The sequence below is a fragment of the Rhodobacter capsulatus genome, assembly GCF_052363175.1.
Lineage (GTDB): Bacteria > Pseudomonadota > Alphaproteobacteria > Rhodobacterales > Rhodobacteraceae > Rhodobacter > Rhodobacter capsulatus_D.
Map to the genome: position 1 here is coordinate 1879985 of NZ_CP198946.1, position 17104 is coordinate 1897088.

The 17104-nt window shown below is 63.8% G+C and carries 17 protein-coding genes, 1 tRNA gene and 1 pseudogene; 13 read left to right on the forward strand and 6 right to left on the reverse strand.

What is annotated here, in order from left to right; translation table 11 throughout:
* Window positions 1-18 precede the first annotated feature (18 nt).
* The gene (locus ACTTAI_RS10145; RefSeq protein ID WP_444455597.1) at window positions 19-1257 is read right to left on the reverse strand and encodes a urate hydroxylase PuuD; all 1239 of its coding nucleotides are present in this window, start codon (window positions 1255-1257) and stop codon (window positions 19-21) included.
* Window positions 1258-1390: 133 nt separating this feature from the next.
* On the opposite strand from ACTTAI_RS10145, the pseudogene ACTTAI_RS10150 reads away from it, so the two are divergent.
* Window positions 1391-1873 (forward strand): annotated as a pseudogene (locus ACTTAI_RS10150) (ureidoglycolate lyase); the annotation flags it as partial.
* Between the two features lie 211 nt (window positions 1874-2084).
* On the opposite strand, the gene feoB reads toward ACTTAI_RS10150, so the two are convergent.
* Genes feoB through ACTTAI_RS10165 form a run of 3 tightly spaced genes read right to left on the reverse strand, consistent with a single transcriptional unit; the run spans window position 2085 to window position 4542 of the window.
* Window positions 2085-3950: a ferrous iron transporter B gene (gene feoB / locus ACTTAI_RS10155; protein ID WP_444455598.1), complete on the reverse strand. Its 1866-nt coding sequence runs from the start codon at window positions 3948-3950 to the stop codon at window positions 2085-2087.
* Window positions 3951-3956: 6 nt separating this feature from the next.
* On the reverse strand, window positions 3957-4247 hold the full coding sequence (locus tag ACTTAI_RS10160; RefSeq protein ID WP_444455599.1) for a FeoA family protein: 291 nt from the start codon (window positions 4245-4247) through the stop codon (window positions 3957-3959).
* 37 nt (window positions 4248-4284) lie between these two features.
* Window positions 4285-4542 (reverse strand): hypothetical protein, encoded by a 258-nt coding sequence (locus ACTTAI_RS10165; RefSeq protein ID WP_444455600.1) that lies wholly within the window; start codon window positions 4540-4542, stop codon window positions 4285-4287.
* Between the two features lie 204 nt (window positions 4543-4746).
* Here ACTTAI_RS10165 and ACTTAI_RS10170 point away from each other — a divergent pair, with 204 nt between their 5' ends.
* From ACTTAI_RS10170 to ACTTAI_RS10220, 11 genes are all read left to right on the forward strand, one after another.
* Complete coding sequence (locus tag ACTTAI_RS10170) at window positions 4747-5763, forward strand: sugar ABC transporter substrate-binding protein (RefSeq protein ID WP_444455733.1); 1017 nt, start codon at window positions 4747-4749, stop codon at window positions 5761-5763.
* A gap of 106 nt (window positions 5764-5869) precedes the next feature.
* The gene (locus ACTTAI_RS10175) at window positions 5870-6940 is read left to right on the forward strand and encodes an ABC transporter permease (protein WP_444455601.1); all 1071 of its coding nucleotides are present in this window, start codon (window positions 5870-5872) and stop codon (window positions 6938-6940) included.
* Window positions 6916-7713: an ATP-binding cassette domain-containing protein gene (locus ACTTAI_RS10180; protein WP_444455602.1), complete on the forward strand. Its 798-nt coding sequence runs from the start codon at window positions 6916-6918 to the stop codon at window positions 7711-7713. Before ACTTAI_RS10175 ends, ACTTAI_RS10180 begins: the two co-directional genes overlap by 25 nt.
* A 135-nt stretch (window positions 7714-7848) precedes the next feature.
* Window positions 7849-8691 carry a fumarylacetoacetate hydrolase family protein gene (locus ACTTAI_RS10185; protein ID WP_444455603.1) on the forward strand — a complete coding sequence of 281 codons (843 nt, stop codon included), beginning with the start codon at window positions 7849-7851 and terminating at the stop codon, window positions 8689-8691.
* On the forward strand, window positions 8688-10085 hold the full coding sequence (locus tag ACTTAI_RS10190; RefSeq protein WP_444455604.1) for an aldehyde dehydrogenase family protein: 1398 nt from the start codon (window positions 8688-8690) through the stop codon (window positions 10083-10085). Before ACTTAI_RS10185 ends, ACTTAI_RS10190 begins: the two co-directional genes overlap by 4 nt.
* 141 nt (window positions 10086-10226) lie before the next feature.
* The gene (locus ACTTAI_RS10195; RefSeq protein ID WP_444455605.1) at window positions 10227-11549 is read left to right on the forward strand and encodes a hypothetical protein; all 1323 of its coding nucleotides are present in this window, start codon (window positions 10227-10229) and stop codon (window positions 11547-11549) included.
* 60 nt (window positions 11550-11609) lie between these two features.
* Window positions 11610-12500 (forward strand): DMT family transporter, encoded by an 891-nt coding sequence (locus tag ACTTAI_RS10200; protein WP_444455606.1) that lies wholly within the window; start codon window positions 11610-11612, stop codon window positions 12498-12500.
* A gap of 152 nt (window positions 12501-12652) precedes the next feature.
* Window positions 12653-13096, forward strand: a complete 444-nt coding sequence (rpsF, locus tag ACTTAI_RS10205; RefSeq protein WP_444455607.1) for a 30S ribosomal protein S6 — start codon at window positions 12653-12655, stop codon at window positions 13094-13096.
* 17 nt (window positions 13097-13113) lie between these two features.
* Entirely contained in the window at window positions 13114-13341 is a 228-nt protein-coding gene (gene rpsR / locus ACTTAI_RS10210) for a 30S ribosomal protein S18 (protein WP_013067733.1), read from the forward strand.
* A 12-nt stretch (window positions 13342-13353) separates the two neighbouring features.
* A complete protein-coding gene (gene rplI, locus ACTTAI_RS10215) occupies window positions 13354-13926 on the forward strand; it encodes a 50S ribosomal protein L9 (protein ID WP_444455608.1) in 573 nt (190 codons plus the stop codon).
* Between the two features lie 334 nt (window positions 13927-14260).
* Entirely contained in the window at window positions 14261-14932 is a 672-nt protein-coding gene (locus ACTTAI_RS10220) for a class I SAM-dependent methyltransferase (RefSeq protein ID WP_444455609.1), read from the forward strand.
* 96 nt (window positions 14933-15028) lie between these two features.
* On the opposite strand, the gene tig is transcribed toward ACTTAI_RS10220, so the two are convergent.
* Window positions 15029-16363 (reverse strand): trigger factor, encoded by a 1335-nt coding sequence (tig, locus tag ACTTAI_RS10225; RefSeq protein WP_444455610.1) that lies wholly within the window; start codon window positions 16361-16363, stop codon window positions 15029-15031.
* Between the two features lie 225 nt (window positions 16364-16588).
* Between tig and ACTTAI_RS10230 the strand changes: the two genes are divergently transcribed.
* Window positions 16589-16960 carry a hypothetical protein gene (locus ACTTAI_RS10230; RefSeq protein WP_444455611.1) on the forward strand — a complete coding sequence of 124 codons (372 nt, stop codon included), beginning with the start codon at window positions 16589-16591 and terminating at the stop codon, window positions 16958-16960.
* A gap of 28 nt (window positions 16961-16988) precedes the next feature.
* Here ACTTAI_RS10230 and ACTTAI_RS10235 read toward each other — a convergent pair.
* A tRNA-Leu gene (locus tag ACTTAI_RS10235) sits at window positions 16989-17071 on the reverse strand.
* Window positions 17072-17104 lie beyond the last annotated feature (33 nt).

The window sequence follows — 17104 nt, forward strand, 5'->3', positions numbered from 1 at the left end:
CCGCCCCCCGACCGTTGCTCAGTTCTGCGCCAGTTCCGCCTCGGCCCCCGCGCGATACCAGTTGCGGATCGCGGCGCGATCTTCGGGCGTCAGGAAATTCGCTGCGCCGGGGGGCATTGCCGTCGTCAGACCGGCAAAGATGAAGACGAGTTCGGCCGCGCGCGCCACCGCCTCGGGCGTGTCGAGGATCAGGCCTTTCGGCGCCGCAAGAATGCCCTCATAGGCGGGCTCGCGCGTGTGGCACATGGCACAGTTTGCCGTGACAAGGCTCGCCACCTCCTCGAACCCCGGGGCCTTGGCGAACTGCAACGCTGTGCCCGACAGGGCGGCTTCGTCCTCGGGCGCCTCGCGCGGGCCAAGGGTCGACAGCCAGACACAAAGGCCAAACAGCAGAACCGTCGCCGGGATCGTCCAATAGGGCGCGGGCTTGCGGGCGTGACGGCTGTTGAACCAGTGCCGGATCGTCACCCCCATCAGGAAGACGAGCGCGGCGATGACCCAGGCATAGCGCGTCGCAAAGGCCAAGGGCGCGTGGTTCGAGAGCATGAAAAACACCACCGGCAGCGTCAGGTAGTTGTTGTGCATCGAGCGCAGCTTGGCGATCTTGCCGTATTTCGGATCGGGCGCGCGGCCCGCCTTCAGATCGGCGACGACGATCTTCTGGTTCGGGATGATGATCAGGAACACATTCGCCGTCATGATCGTGGCGGTATAGGCGCCCAGATGCACGAAAGCCGCGCGGTCGGTGAAGATTTGCCCGTAGCCCCAGGCCATCGCCGCCAGCGCGGCAAGCAGCAGCGCCATGAAGGCCGCGGGATAGTCGCCCAGACGCGATTTGCAGGCGCGGTCATAGATCAACCAGCCCAGCGTCAGCGAGGCCGCCGAAATCGCCATGCCCTGCCACGGCGCCCAGTCGATCTTCGCCGGATCGATCAGGAACAGATCCGCCCGGTGCCAGTAGACAAGGATCAGCATCCCCGCGCCCGAAAGCCAGGTGGCGTAGCTTTCCCATTTGAACCAGGTCAGATGCTCGGGCATCCGCTCGGGCGCGACCAGATATTTGCGGATATGATAGAAGCCACCGCCATGCACCTGCCATTCCTCGCCCGCCGCCCCCTTGGGCAGATCGGGGGCTTGCCTCAGCCCCAGATCGAGCGCGATGAAATAGAAGGACGAGCCGATCCAAGCGATGGCGGTCACGACATGCAGCCAGCGCATCGCAAAGGTGGCCCAGTCCCAGATCAGTGCAGCATCCATCGGTTTCTCCTTTGGGCTCAGGCTAGCGGGGCGGGAACGCGGCCTCCAGCGCAAAAGCGACGCCGCCGCGTCGCCCCCTTGCACTTGCCTGATTTTGCGCCTTTCGTGGCGGCAGGATGTGACGGAGGATGACATGCAGCGCTTGACGGTAGAGCCCCTGACGGCCGAGGCCTTTCGGCCCTTCGGCGATCTGATCGACGTCCTAGGCCCGCCGACGAAGCTGATCAACGGTGGGCTCTGCGGGCGCCATCACGATCTGGCGCGGCTGTCCTTTGATGACGAGGGCCGGGCGGGGATTTCGCTCTTCGCGGCGCAGGCGCGGGCGCTGCCCTATGTTCTGGATCTGGTCGAGCGTCATCCCTTGGGGTCGCAGGCCTTCCTGCCGCTCGATGGCGTGCCGTTTCTGGTCTGCGTGGCCGAGGATGCCGAGGGGGTGCCGGTGCGGTTCCGCGCCTTTCTGACCGCGCCGGGGCAGGGTGTGAACCTGCTGCGCAACGTTTGGCATGGGGTGCTGGCGCCGATCGGCGGGCCGGGCCGTTATGCGGTGGTGGACCGGATCGGGCCGGGAGCGAATTTGCAGGAATATCCGCTGCCGGTGCCGATGCTGGTGGAGGGGGTAACCTCGGGTCTCGGGCGGATCAGGAAAGGCATTGCCTTTCCCCGCCCGGGTCACGCCCGCATTTCCAAGACCGTTTCCCGAAGCGTGACAGAGGCCAGCGCCCGCCGTGGGCGGGGCGGGCGCTGGCCGGCGGCCTTTGGGCCGCGGCCGGACAAGGGGGGAGATGTCCCGCGTGACCTCGGCGATGGCCTCGGTCATGGCTAGCGCCTCAGCCCCAGCCGATCAGCACGGCCAGATGATAGGTGAGGAAACAGGCGACCCAGGCCAGCGCAAACATGTAGGCAACCGTCACCCACATCCATTTGCCCGATCCCGTCTCGCGCTTGATCACGGCGAGCGTCGAGATGCATTGCGGTGCGAAGATGAACCAGACAAGGAACGACAGCGCCGTCGCAAGGCTCCATTGTGCCGACAAAAGCGTGCCCAGAACCGCCTCGCCGCCGTCCGAAGAGACCGCATAGACGGTGGCCAGCCCCGCCACGGCAATCTCGCGCGCGGCCATCGCCGGCACGATCGCTACCGCCATCTGCCAGTTGAAGCCGACGGGTGAAAGGATGGGCTCGATCAACTTGCCGATGCCCGCGGCGAAGCTGTAGAGGATCGCCGGTTGCGTCGCGCCCTCGGGCGGCTGCGGGAAGGTCGCCAGCACCCAGATCACCACGGTCATGGTGAAGATCGTTGTGCCCGCGCGCTTGAGGAAGGCCATCGCCCGGGTCCAAAGCCCGATTGCCACCGACCGCCCCTGCGGGATCTTGTAATCGGGCAGATCAAGCATGAAGGGCGGCGAGGGCTCGCCGCGGGCAAACAGGAACTTGGCCACCGCCGAAACCGCCAGCGCCGAGACGATGCCTGCGCCGTAAAGTCCAAACATCACAAGCCCTTGCAGGCTGAAGATGCCAAGGATCGATCGTGCCGGAATGAAGGCCGAGACGATCAGCGTATAGACCGGGATCCGCGCCGAACAGGTCATCAAGGGCGCGACGAGGATCGTGGTGATGCGGTCGCGCGGGTTGTCGATCACGCGCGTCGCCATGATGCCGGGAATGGCGCAGGCGAAGGACGACAAGAGCGGAATGAAGGCGCGGCCATGCAGCCCGGCGCCGCCCATGATCCGGTCCATCAGGAAGGCCGCCCTTGCCATGTAACCTAGATCTTCCAGCAGCAGGATGAACAGGAACAGGATCACGATCTGCGGCAGGAAGATCACCACGCCGCCAACGCCGCCGATCAGCGCATCGACGAGGAAACTCTGCACCAATCCCTCGGGGACATGGGCGCGGATCAGATCGGCGACGGCGGTGAAACTGCCGTCGATCAGATCCATCACCGGCGCGGCCCAGCTGAACACCGCCTGAAACATCACGAAAAGCAGGCCGAGCAGGAACATGAGCCCGAAGACCGGATGCAGCAGCAGCCTGTCGATGCGATGCGTCAGCGTGTCATGCTCGGGCGGCAGGGTCACGGCGCGCGCAATCAGCCGGTCGGCGGCGCGGTGGCTGAGCCGCAGATCGGCGGCATCGGGCGGCGCCCAGAGGTTCGGCCCGGCCTCGGGTACGCCCTCGGCCAAGGTCTCGTCCAGCGTTTTCAGAAGCGCTTCAAGTCCGCCCTTTCGCACCGCGGTCGAGGTGACGACGGGCACGCCCAGTTCTTCCTGCAGCGCGGCGCGGTCGATCTCGATCTTCCGGTGTCGGGCGATGTCGATCATGTTCAAAACGACGATCATCGGCAGGCCGGTGGCGACCAGCTCCATCGCCAGCCGCAGCCCCGAGCGCGGGGCCACGGCATCGACGACAACGAGCATGAGTTGCGGTGCGGGCTCGGCTGGATGGCGGCCCAGCACGACATCGCGCGTCACCGCCTCGTCGGGCGAACGCGCGCGCAGGCTGTGGGTGCCGGGCAGGTCGATCAGCTCGATGTGCTTGGAGCCGGGGGTGGTGAACAGGCCCAGCTTGCGCTCGACCGTGACGCCGGCATAGTTGCCGACCTTCTGGCGTGCGCCGGTCAGCGCATTGAAAAGCGATGTCTTGCCGCAATTAGGCGGCCCGACAAGGGCGAGGCGGAAAAGGTCGGGCATCTGCACTCAGGATACGAGGATTGCCATCGCCTCGCGGCGACGCAGCGCGACGGTGGTGCCGTTCACCCTTACCGCGATCGGATCACGCCCGAAAAGCCCCTCGTGCAGAATTGTGACCTTGGCGCCTTCGACAAAGCCGAGCTCGATCAGGCGCCGCTCCATTTCAGCGGCGGGCAGGCTGGCGGAATGATCGGCGGCGGCGATGTGAAAGACATGGCCCGAATAGCCCTTGTGCATCTGCCCAAGGGGCCGGTGATCCGCCTGCGGGACCGCCGTGGGCTGCGGAAGGTTGGACATGTTCAACATCGCTGCGGTCCTTGCGGCTGAGTCGGGATCATCCCGCCTGGCGTCGGGCGATCATTCCCAGTCCGGCCCGAAGGGTCAAGTTATAGCCGTCCTGCCTGGCCGGGCTTTTGCGCGACAGGCCGTCGCAAGTTTGAGACGGGGCGACAGGGGGGCGCCTCGGCGCTGCCACGTCATCCGGATCGATCCCGACGCCGTTCAGGGCGAGTTCGGCAATCAGCATCTGCGCCAAGATGATCGCGCAGCCGATCAACTCGCCGCCGCAGTCGAAGATGATCAGGTCGAACATGGCGTCTTCTTCCGCGCTCAACCCTGACGGCTTCACGACCTGCCGAAAAAGGGGCCGGATGGATTGGTCCTCAAATAATAAATCAACATGAGTTATCTATTGACCGAACCGCCGACTCGCGCCAAAGTTTCCCTGAGCCCTGGAGGAGGGGCCGCGACGGCGTAGAGCAATCGTAAAGCAATAACGGGAGGAGAGACCGTGATGATGCGCAAACTGGCCCTGCTGGGCGCTTCGGCTGCTGCCATGACTGCCCTGGCGGGCGGGGCCTTTGCCGAGACCGGCGCGTGCCTGATCACCAAGACCGACACCAACCCCTTCTTCGTGAAGATGAAGGAAGGTGCGCAGGCCGAGGCGGAGAAGCTCGGGATCACGCTGAAAAGCTATGCGGGCAAGGTGGATGGCGACAACGAAGCTCAGGTCGCCGCGATCGAGACCTGCATTGCCGATGGTGCCAAGGGCATCCTGATCACGCCGTCCGACACCAAGGCGATCGTGCCCACCGTGCAAAAGGCGCGCGAGGCGGGGATTCTGGTGATCGCGCTCGACACGCCGCTCGATCCGATGGATGCGGCCGACATGACTTTCGCCACCGACAACTTCTCGGCCGGGCTGCTGATTGGCCAGTGGGCGAAAGCGAATCTGGGCGACAAGGCTGCCGAGGCGAAAATCGCGATGCTCGATCTGGCCGTGTCGCAACCCACCGTTGACGTGCTGCGCGATCAGGGCTTCCTGCAGGGCTTCGGGATCGATCTGGGCGATGCGAACAAATGGGGCGACGAAACCGACGCCCGCATCGTCGGCCATGACGTGACTGCCGGCAACGAGGAAGGCGGCCGCAAGGCGATGGAGAACCTTCTGGCGAAAGACCCGGATATCAACGTCGTCTACACGATCAACGAACCGGCCGCGGCGGGCGCTTATGAGGCGCTGAAGGCCGTCGGCAAGGATCAGGGCACGCTGATCGTCTCGGTCGATGGCGGCTGCCCGGGCGTGAAGAACGTCGAAGGCGGCGTGATCGGCGCCACCTCGCAGCAATATCCGATGCTGATGGCCTCGAAAGGCATCGAGGCGATTGCCGCCTTTGCCAAGGACGGCACCAAGCCCGCCGCGACCGAGGGCAAGACCTTCTTCGACACTGGCGTGCAGCTGATCACCGACAAACCGGTCGAGGGCGTGCCTTCGATCGACAGCAAGGCGGGCCTTGGCATCTGCTGGGGCTGAAACGAACACCACTCGCGAAACGGGAGGGGGCGGCGGCAGCCGCCCCTTCGCACACCCGGCCCGGGGGTGGCTGGGCACCGTGAGGGAAGAATGGCGGGAGGGAAGAATGGCAAGTGAAACACGGGGGCCGCAGGGCTTCGAGACGGTGATCGGGGCCGCGCCACAGAAGGTGGCCGAATTCGCCGAAACCAAGACACCGGTGCAAAAGCTGCAATATGCGCTGCATCAGACGCCCGCGCTGGTGCCGCTGATCGTGCTGGTCGCCTCGATCATCGGCTTCGGGCTGCTGCTGGGGCACAAGTTTTTTTCCGCCTATGCGTTGACGCTGATCCTGCAACAGGTGGCGATCACCGGCATCGTCGGCGCGGCGCAGACGCTCGTCGTGATGACCGCGGGGATCGAGCTGTCGGTGGGCGCGATCACCGTGATGTCCTCGGTGATCATGGGGCAATTCACCTTCCGCTATGGCATCCCGGCGCCGATTTCGGTGCTGTGCGGGCTGGGCGTGGGCACGCTCATCGGCTTTCTGAACGGCACGATGGTGGCGCGGATGAAGCTGCCGCCCTTCATCGTCACGCTCGGCATGTGGCAGATCGTGCTGGCGGCGAACTTCATCTATTCCGCGAACGAGACGATCCGGGCGCAGGATATCGAGGAAAAGGCGCCGATCCTGCAATTCTTTGGCGAGACCATCCGCATCGGCGGGGCGGTCTTGAACTTCGGCGCCATCCTGATGATCGCGATTGTTGCGGTCTTGGCCTATATCCTGCGCCACACCGCTTTTGGCCGCCATGTCTATGCGGTGGGCGATGACCCCGACGCCGCGGAACTGGCGGGGGTCAAGGTCAAGTCGATCCTGATTTCGGTCTACACGATTTCGGGGCTCATTTGCGGGCTGGCGGGCTGGGCGCTGATCGGGCGGCTGGGGTCGGTGTCGCCCACTTCGGCGCAGCTCGAAAACATCAACTCGATCACCGCGGTGGTGATTGGCGGCATCTCGCTGTTCGGCGGGCGCGGCTCGATCTTGGGGATGATGTTCGGCGCGCTGATCGTGGGCGTCTTTACCCTTGGGCTGCGGATGTATGGCACCGATCCGCAATGGACCTTCCTTCTCATCGGCTCTCTCATCATCGCGGCGGTCGCGGTGGATCAATGGATCAGAAAGGCGGCGGCGTGATGGAACCCATTCTGACGGCACGCGGTCTGACGAAACGCTACGGCAAGGTCACGGCCTTGGATCATTGCGATTTCGAGCTTTACCCGGGCGAGATCCTCGCCGTGATCGGTGACAACGGTGCCGGAAAATCGACGCTGATCAAGGCCTTGTCTGGCGCAGTTATTCCGGACGATGGCGAGATCCGGCTCGAGGGCCAGCCGATCAGCTTTACCTCGCCCCTTGATGCCCGGGCGAAGGGGATCGAGACGGTCTATCAGACGCTCGCCATGTCGCCCGCGCTCTCCATCGCCGACAACATGTTCATGGGGCGCGAGCTGCGCCGCCCCGGGATCATGGGCAAGCTCTTCCGCATGCTCGATCGCCCGCAGATGGAGCGGATCGCGCGGGAGAAGCTGTCGGAACTGGGTCTGATGACGATTCAGGACATCAATCAGGCGGTGGAATCGCTCTCGGGCGGGCAGCGGCAAGGCGTCGCGGTGGCGCGCGCGGCGGCCTTCGGCTCGAAGGTGATCATCCTTGATGAACCGACCGCGGCCCTTGGCGTGAAGGAAAGCCGCCGGGTGCTGGAACTGATCCTCGACGTCAAGGCGCGCGGTATCCCGATCATCTTGATTTCCCACAACATGCCGCATGTGTTCGAGGTCGCCGACCGCATCCACATCCACCGGCTTGGGCGGCGTCTGTGCGTCATCGACCCGAAGCGCTACACGATGTCGGATGCCGTGGCCTTCATGACCGGCGCGAAGCTGCCGGAAGGAGCCGAAGCTGCCTGACCCCTGCGACAAAAAGCACCGCACCTTGCCCGGGGGGAACCCCGGGCTTTCTCTTGCCCTGGCCCGTGCCTCTATCGCAGATTGTGCGTCTGCGCCGAAGCTTCGACACGGCAGAATGGAATATCGGGAGTTGGAATGAAACTGGTTCGGTATGGAGCAAAGGGCGCGGAACGGCCCGGTCTCCTGCACGTCGACGGCACGATCCGTGATCTGTCCCGCGTGGTGCGCGATATCGATGGCAAGGCGCTGAGCGACGAAGGCTTGTCGAAACTCTTTTGGACGGATGCGGGCAAGCTGCCGATCGTGCCCGAAGGCGCGCGGCTGGGCGCTCCGGTTGCTGGCACGGGCAAGCTGATCGCGATCGGGCTGAATTACGCCGATCACGCCGAGGAAGCCGGTCTGACCGTGCCGCCGGAACCGGTGGTTTTCATGAAGGCGACCTCGTCGATCTGCGGCCCGGATGATGATGTGGAATGCCCCCGTGGCTCGGAAAAGCTCGACTGGGAGGTGGAGCTTGCCTTCGTCATCGGCACGCGGGCGAAATATGTGACGCTGGACGACGCGATGGATCACGTCGCGGGTTACATGATCTGCAACGATGTGTCCGAACGCAGCTTCCAGATCGAACGCTCGGGGCAATGGGTGAAGGGCAAGAGCCATGACACCTTTGCGCCGCTCGGTCCGTGGCTGGTGACCAAGGACGAGATCAAGGATCCGCAGGCGCTGGATCTGTGGCTGAATGTGAATGGCGTGCGGCGGCAGACCGGGACCACGGCGACGATGGTCTATGGCGTCGCCTTCCTTGTGCATTACCTGAGCCAGTTCATGACGCTTGAACCCGGCGACATCATCACCACGGGCACGCCGCCCGGCGTCGGGATGGGATCGAAGCCGCCGAAATTCCTGCGTCCGGGCGATGTGATCGAGCTGGGCATCACCGGGCTTGGGTCGCAGCGCCAGGTCGTAGTGCAGGCATGAGCCCCGCCGCCGAGGCCTATGCGCGTCTGAGTGCGGGCGACGCCCGGCGGCGGATCGAATTCACCGTGCAAAAGCGCCGCGCGGTGCTGAGGCGCCTTGCCGCCGAGATCCGCGCCCGCGAGGCCGAGATCATGGCCGCTTTGGCCGCCGATCTGGGCAAGCCCGCGGTCGAGGTGCGAATCTCCGAGATCATCCCGATCCTGTCGGAGATCCGCCATTCCGCGCGGCATCTTAAATCCTGGGCGCGGGTGCGCCGGGTCCGCCCGACGCTCTCGATGATCGGAACCCGCGCGACGATCCGGCCCGAGCCGAAAGGCACGGTGCTGATCATCGCGCCGTGGAACTATCCGCTGTGTCTGGCTTTAGGGCCTTTGGTCAGCGCGATCGCCGCGGGCAATGCGGCGGTGGTGAAACCTTCCGAGATGGCGCCGACCACCTCGGCGCTGATCGCCAAGATCGTCGCGGCCTGCCTGCCCGACGATCTGGTCGCGGTTGTCGAAGGCGGCGTCGAGACCTCGACCGAGCTTCTCGCGCAGCCCTTTGACCATATCTTCTTCACCGGCTCGCCTGCGGTGGGCAAGGTGGTGATGGCGGCGGCGGCGAAGACGCTGGCCTCCGTCACGCTGGAACTGGGCGGCAAGTCGCCCGTCATCCTTGGCCCTGATGCCGATCTGAAAAAGGCGGCGCGGATGGTGGCCTGGGGCAAGTTCGCCAATGCCGGGCAGACCTGCATCGCGCCCGATCATGTCTTCGTGCCGCGGGCGCAGGAGGCGGATTTCACCAAGGCGCTGCGGGCGGAAATCGCGCGGATGTATGGCGCCAATCCGCAGGCCTCGCGCAGTTTCGCACGGCTCATCGGTGCGAAGCATTTCGAGCGGCTGCGCGCGATGGTGAGCGAGGCCGTGGGGCAGGGTGCCCACGTCATCGCAGGCGGTGACGCCGAGGCCGCCAGCCGCTATCTGGCGCCGACGGTGCTTTCGAACGTGCCCGAAACCGCGGGGCTGATGCGCGAGGAGATCTTCGGCCCGGTCCTGCCGGTGATCGCCTATGACGATCTCGACACCGTTCTGGCGGGGATCGAGGCGGGCGAAAAGCCGCTCGCCCTTTATGTTTTCGCCCGCGACCGGGCGTTGATTTCGCGGGTCTGCCGTGCCACGACCTCGGGCGCAGTGGGGGTGAATGTGACGCTGGCGCATTTCCTCCACCTCAATCTGCCGTTCGGCGGGGTGGGCAATTCGGGCCTTGGCGCGGCGCATGGGCATTGGGGTTTTCAAGCGTTTTCCCATGAAAAACCGGTGCTTGAGAACCGTTTTGCAGTTCTAGACCCTTTGATGCCGCCCTATGGCACGCTTACCACCCGGCTTGCGCGGATCGTGCAGGCGCTTGTCGGCTGAGCTGACATGAAAATGCTGCAACTGCGAAGGTGACTTTTCTGCACGGCAGCGATACACTCAACTTATGCGATACCGCTGCCGGGCCGGAATCGGCGCGCGGCAGCGGGTGAAACTGGGTGTGCATGCTTGCAGGGGAACGCTATGGAAGAGCCGACACCGAAGGATCAGACGCAGCAGGAGGCGGCCGCCAACCCGGCCGCTCCGACCAAGCCCGCCGCCGATCTGGCGCTGAAGGAAGCCGCCGAGAAAGAAGCGGCTGCGAAAGAGGCCAAGGCAAAGGACGCAGCCGCGCAGGACGCGGCCAAGGCCGCCGCCAAGGAGGCCGCGGCAAAGCCCAAATCCGCCGCGCCCCCGAAATCCGAGAGCGGCGCGAAACCCGCCGCTGAGCCGGTGCTGGAAAAGGTCACAAAAACCTCGGAAACCGATGTCGCCTTCGCGCTTGGCGGGCTGGCGGGCAACAATGCCCATGGCGCGGGCTTCCTGCAGGCGGCGCTGGAAGGCGGCGTGCATCCGCGGGCGATTTCCTGCACCTCGGGGCAGATCTACTGGGTCTATCTTTACCTGCGCGCGCTCGAGGCGGGCGGTGACGATCTGGAGACGCAGCTCGCCGATGCGATCGCCGAGCAGCAGCCCTTCGGGCAGCGCGACGCCGATCTGATGCATCTGGCGATGTATGGCAAAAGCGGCGTGTTCCGGCCCTCGTTCTTCGAATGGCCGATCGACATGATGCAGAATTTCTCGGCCTGTCTCGACAGCATCTCGCGCAGCCGCGGCGATGTCTTCTACCTGCGCGAAATGGCGAGCCTCGTGCCTGCGCGGACGCTGGTGCCGCTGTTTGACGAAAGCTTCTTCGAGCGGATCTCGGACGCGTTCAATGCCACCGGAATCGGCATCCTGTTCAACAGCTTCGATCCGCGCACCGGCACCGAATACGTGCATATCAACCCCTCGGCGCAGGCGCAGATCGGCATCGGCCCGGGCGATCGCAAGCCCTACCGCAGCCACACGATCTACAAGGAAATCACCCCCGAGGCGGTGCGCGACGGGCTCTGGCTTTACGAATACGGCTTCGAGGGCGAGTTCACGGCGATCGACGGCGTCTATTACCGGCCGATCATCCTGAGCGAGCTTTCGGCCGCCAAGAGCATCTTCGTGGTGCGGCCGGTCAACCGCAGATGGCTCGGCGATCTGCCGACAAGCAAACCCGCGCTCGAAGACCTGAAGACCGAGGTGGCGTTCAACGGCATCTATCACGCCGAGCGCGACCGGATGGTGATGGTGAACCGCTGGATCAAGGAGGGAGTGATCTGCGATCCGCGCTTCAGCCCCATCGACATCTACGAGATCGAGGTCGAGACGCAACGCAGCTTCTTCGACTATATCTTTGAAAGCATGGAGGTCTTCGAAGACGCCCGCGCGCTTGCCCGCACCGCCTTTGCGGGCGATCTGATCCCCGTGGCCTAGCGCGCCCCTTGCCCCCGCCGCCGTTTCGGCCCAAACCAAGGTCAAAGCGGGGAGGCGGGCATGAGCGAGACGAAGGGCGGCTGGAAACTTTGGGCGGTGCTGGCGCTGCCGCCCTTGTTCTGGGCGGGCAACTTCATCGTCGCGCGGGCCTCGCGCGGGGAATGGCCGCCCGTCGCGCTGTCCTTTGGCCGCTGGTCGATCGCGCTTCTGGCGCTTTTGCCCTTTGCCTGGCCCTATGTGAGACGCGATTTTCCGCTCTACAGGCGGTATTTCTTTCGCATCCTGCTGTTGACGCTGCCCGGCGTCGCCGCCTTCAACTCGCTGGTTTACTGGGGCCTGCAGACCTCGACCGCGACGAACGGGATGCTCTTGAATTCCACCATTCCGTTGCTGATCATGGCTTTGGGGGCGATCTTCTGGGGGCAAAGGCTCAGCCTTTGGGCGATCCTCGGGCTGATCGTCTCGACCGGCGGCGTGGCGGTCGTCATCCTGCAGGGGTCATGGGAGCGCGCGGCGGCGCTGAACTTCGAGCGCGGCGATCTGATCATCTTTGCCGCGATGGTGGCCTGGGCGCTTTACACGATGGGCTTGAAGCTCTTTCCGCCCGAGGTGAACCGGATCGGCCTGCTGGCGGTGCAGATCGCCTTGGCTTTGCCGATCTTGGCGCCGTTTCTGGCCTTCGAGATCGCCTCGGGCCGGGTGCCGGTCTGGACGCCTGCCTCGATCGCGGCGCTGGTCTATATCGGCATCGTGCCCTCGGTTCTGGCCTATCTCTTCTACACGAAGGCGGTCGAGATGGCGGGCCCGGCGCGGGCGGGGCAGTTCATCCACCTGCTGCCGGTCTATGGCGCGATCCTCTCGGCGGCGCTGCTGCACGAGCCGCTGCACCTTTACCATGCGGCGGGCTTCGGTCTGATCCTGACCGGCATCGTGCTGGCGGCGCGGAAATAGCCCCGGGTTTTCCGGGGATTTCGCTTGCATTGCGGGGGCTGACCGCCTAGAAGCCCCTGACTTCCGCGATGATATGAACCGGCGACGCCTCTCGTGGTGGGCTGCGGAAGTCCTGGCCCCCTATGAAGCCGCCTTGTGAAACAGGAGCCTACATGCCGCTTTACGAGCATGTCCTCATTGCGCGTCAGGACCTTTCCAACGCGCAGGCCGAAGGCCTGATCGAACACTTCTCGACCGTGATCGGCGACAACGGGGGCAAAGTCCTCGGGTCCGAATACTGGGGCGTGAAGACGATGGCCTACAAGATCAACAAGAACCGCAAGGGCCACTACGGCTTCCTGCGCACCGACGCGCCCTCGGCCGCCGTGCAGGAGATGGAGCGTCTCGCCCGTCTGCACGACGACGTGATGCGCGTTCTGACCATCAAGGTCGACGCCCATGACGAGGGCCCCTCGGTGCAGATGCAGAAGCGTGACGACCGTGGCGACCGCGAAGAGCGTGGCGACCGCGGTGATCGTGGCGACCGTGGCCCCCGTGGCCCGCGCGAAGATCGTGGCCCCCGCGAAGATCGCGGCCCGCGTCCCGAGCGTCGTTGATCCGAGGAGAGTGACCCATGGCTACCAAACCCTTCTTCCGTCGCCGCAAGGTTTGCCCGTTCTCGGGCGATAACGCGCCGAAGATCGACTACAAGGACGTCCGTCTGCTGCAACGCTACATCAGCGAGCGCGGCAAGATCGTTCCCGCCCGCATCACCGCCGTCTCGGCCAAGAAACAGCGCGAACTGGCGCAGGCGATCAAACGCGCCCGCTTCCTCGCCCTGCTGCCCTACGCCGTGAAGTAAGGAGACCTGAACATGCAAGTCATCCTTCTGGAACGCGTGGCCAAGCTTGGCCAAATGGGCGACGTGGTGAAAGTGCGCGACGGCTACGCCCGCAACTTCCTGCTGCCGCAAGGCAAGGCGCTGCGCGCGAACGACGCCAACATCAAGAGCTTCGAAGCCCGCAAGGCGCAGCTGGAAGCCCGCAACCTCGAGACCAAGAAAGAAGCTGAAGCGGCTGCCGCCAAGCTCGACGGTCAGAAGTTCGTGGTCATCCGCTCCGCTTCGGACGCCGGTGCGCTTTACGGTTCGGTCACCCCGCGTGACGCCGCTGAAGCAGCCACCGCTGGCGGTTTCTCGGTCGACAAGCGTCAAGTGGCGCTGAAAGCCCCGATCAAGGAACTCGGCCTGCACGAAGTGCACGTGCTGCTGCACCCGGAAGTCCAGGCGACGATCACCATCAACGTCGCCCGTTCGGCCGAAGAAGCTGCCATCCAGGCGGCCGGCAAATCGATCCAGCAGCTGGCGGCGGAAGCCGATGCGGCGGCCGAGTTCGAAATCGCCGAGCTCTTCGACGAAGTTGGCGCCGCGGCGTCGGACGACGAATAAGACCCTTCCAACCGGAAGTGTTGCAACCGCGCCCCTCGGGGCGCGGTTTTGTTTTGGCGACCGCCTGTGCAACATGGTCAAGCGCCGCTGCAAGAGGCCGAAGAAAAGGGGGGCTGGCGACCCGCTCCGCCAAGACCTCAGACAGTTTCCCCGGCTTTCTGGCGCCGCCTGTATCAGGCTCTGGCTCCATCCTGTGTCGATGTGACTCAGCTTTCGGGCCTTTTCGCTGCCAGGTAGAGCCTCGGGGTAAAAAACACTTGATCTCATGGCCTGATCGGCCAATCTTGGCGTCAGGTGCCACGCCATCTGGGGCTTGAAAAAGGGCAGGTATTGCATGTCGAATGAACTCACCGATACAAAATTCGTGATAGACCGCACAATCGAAGAGCAGGTCGATATCATCCGAAAACCTTGGGAAAACTCTCCATATTATGACAGTGCCGAGAAATGGACTTTCATTTTCTGGGACCAGGATCGGAAATTCAAACCCTATTTCGATATGCTCGACACTACGGCGATGCTGGAACTGTCCTGTGGTCACGGTCGGCACGCCGAACATAGTGCCAAACTGGCAGGGAAGCTGACTTTGGTCGATATCATCCCCGAGAACGTTGATTTCTGTCGTGAGCGGCTCAAAGGCTTTGACAATATCTCTTTCGAACTCGGAAAAGGAACCAGTTTCCCGAATACCGCTGATGAATCTCTCACGGCGATCTACTGCTATGACGCCATGGTGCATTTTCTGCCTGATATTGTCGAAGCCTATTTGAAGGACACGGCAAGGGTTTTGAAACCCGGTGGGCGCGCACTTTATCACCATTCGAACTATTCTGCGAGCAACAGGCTTATCAAGGGGGGCACGCCTGGTGCGCGCGGCTATATGACGAAGGATTTATTTCGGGAATTGGCGACGTCGGCCAAACTGAATGTTCTGAAGCAGGAAATCATTGACTGGGGGGGGCATCAGGATCTGGACTGCATCTCGCTTCTCGAGAAACCCTGTTAGTCACCACTGGTCTGCTTCGACGAAGACAGCACCCCGAACTGCAACGGAAAAGGCCGCCCCGAGAGGGCGGCCTTTCCTGTCACTGTCCGGTGACGATCAGAGCTCGTCGAGCGCTTCGATCGCTTTCTGGAGCTCTTCCTTGCTGACCTCTTTCTCGGTCACGGTAGCGCCCGCGACGATGAAATCGATCACTTTTTCTTCGTAGAGCGGCGCGCGGATCTGCTGTTGCATCTGCGCGTTGCCTTTGACGAATTCGAAGAATTCGCGCTCGTGGCCCGGGTATTGACGCGCCGCGGCGAGAACCGCTTGCGTCATCTCGGCGTCGGTCACTTCGATCTTCTCGTTGCGGCCGAGTTCGGCGAGCAGCAGGCCCAGACGCACGCGGCGCTCGGCCAGCGTCTTGTGCTCTTCGGTCGGTTCCACCGCGCCATGGTCATGGCCGTGGTGATCCGGGTGCTCTTCGTGCCACAGCTGGTGCGCGATCTGACCGGCTTCGGCCTCGACCAGCGACGGCGGCAGGTCGAATTTCACCTGCGCATCCAGAATGTCGAGCAGGGCGCGTTTCAGGATCGCGCGCGAGGCGCCCTTGTATTCCGCTTCCAGACGCGAGGCGACCTGGCCCTTCAGCGCTTCCAGATCGGCGGCGCCGAATTTCTTCGCCAGCTCGTCGTCGAGTTCGGCCGGTTTCGGGGCCTTCACCGCATGGACGTGGCATTTGAAGGTGGCTTCCTTGCCCGCCAGATGCGCGGCGCCGTATTCGGCCGGGAAGGTCACTTTCACTTCGGCATCTTCCCCGGCTTTCACGCCGACGAGTTGCTCTTCAAAGCCCGGGATGAACGAGCCCGAGCCGAGCACGAGCGGGTATTCCTCGCCCTTGCCGCCTTCGAAGGCTTCGTCGCCGAGGAAGCCTTCGAAGTCGATCACGACCTGATCGCCGTCCTTGGCCTTGGTGCCTTTCTTGCGGTCCTCGAAGGACTGCGCCGATTTGGCGAGGTTTTCGAGCGCTTCGGTCACCGAAGCCTCGTCGGCCTTCACCACAAGACGCTCCAGCGTCACGGTGCTGCGGTCAAAAGCCGGGATCGGCGGCAGGGCTTCGTAGGAGACGGTGAAGACGGCGTCGGTGCCCGGTTTCCAGTCCTTGCCGTTTTCCATCTCGACCTTCGGCTGCAGCGCCGGACGGTCGCCCGATTGATCGAGCAGGTCCTTGATCGCGCCGTCGACGGATTCGTTCAGGACATCGCCCAGAACGCGGTCGCCGAAGTTCTTGCGCAGCATCGCCATCGGCACTTTGCCCTTGCGGAAGCCCTTGATCTCGACTTCGGGCTGCACCTCGATCAGTTTCTCGGTGACTTTCGCATCCAGTTCGGCGCCGGTCAGCGTGATCGTGTAGCCGCGCTTGAGGCCTTCGTTGAGGGTCTGGGTGACCTGCATGGGGTTTCCTCTGGTTCGGGCGCACCCCCGCGGGCACGCTCAGGCAAAATTTCAGCCGTCCTTCTAGGGGCTGGCGACCTTGCTGGCAAGGTGAAAAGCCGCGAATTGATCGCATCTTGAAAGGGTTTTACCCGACGCACTATGCCATTATAGAGATAGGGTGGCCTGTCGAATTCACGTGCAGGTGGTATTGGTGAGGAGAATTGAATGCTGCGCGGAGTTTTGATGATACTTGCGTCGATCGCCCTCATGGGCAGTGTGACGGTTTTGAGCGGCAAGAAATGGGAGTCCCGCAAGGTCGACCTGTCGCATCTTCCCGAGGATCCGACGATCTTCGATTGCAAGCAGATTGCCAAGCTTTACGACAAGGAAGTGGAGGCGCTGGCGCGCGACATGGCGCAGGCGGCCTTTGCGCCGCCGACGGCGGGCGGAACGCGTTTCATTAGCGCGGGAGGCTTCGGGACCGGGATGAATGCGGTTTCGAAAGCCGATGGGCATGGCTTCGGCGGCACGCATGCGCGCGAAAGTCTGCTGGAAAAGGTGGATCGCTATCTCAATCGCGAATGCCGCGCGGGCGGCGAGACGCCCCAAGGCTGACCCCGCGACGGCGGGGGCTGCCTCAGAATGGTGCGGGTGAAGGGACTCGAACCCCCACGCCAAGGCGCCAGAACCTAAATCTGGTGCGTCTACCAATTTCGCCACACCCGCACTTGTCTTTGCTTTTAGCAACTCTGTGGCCCC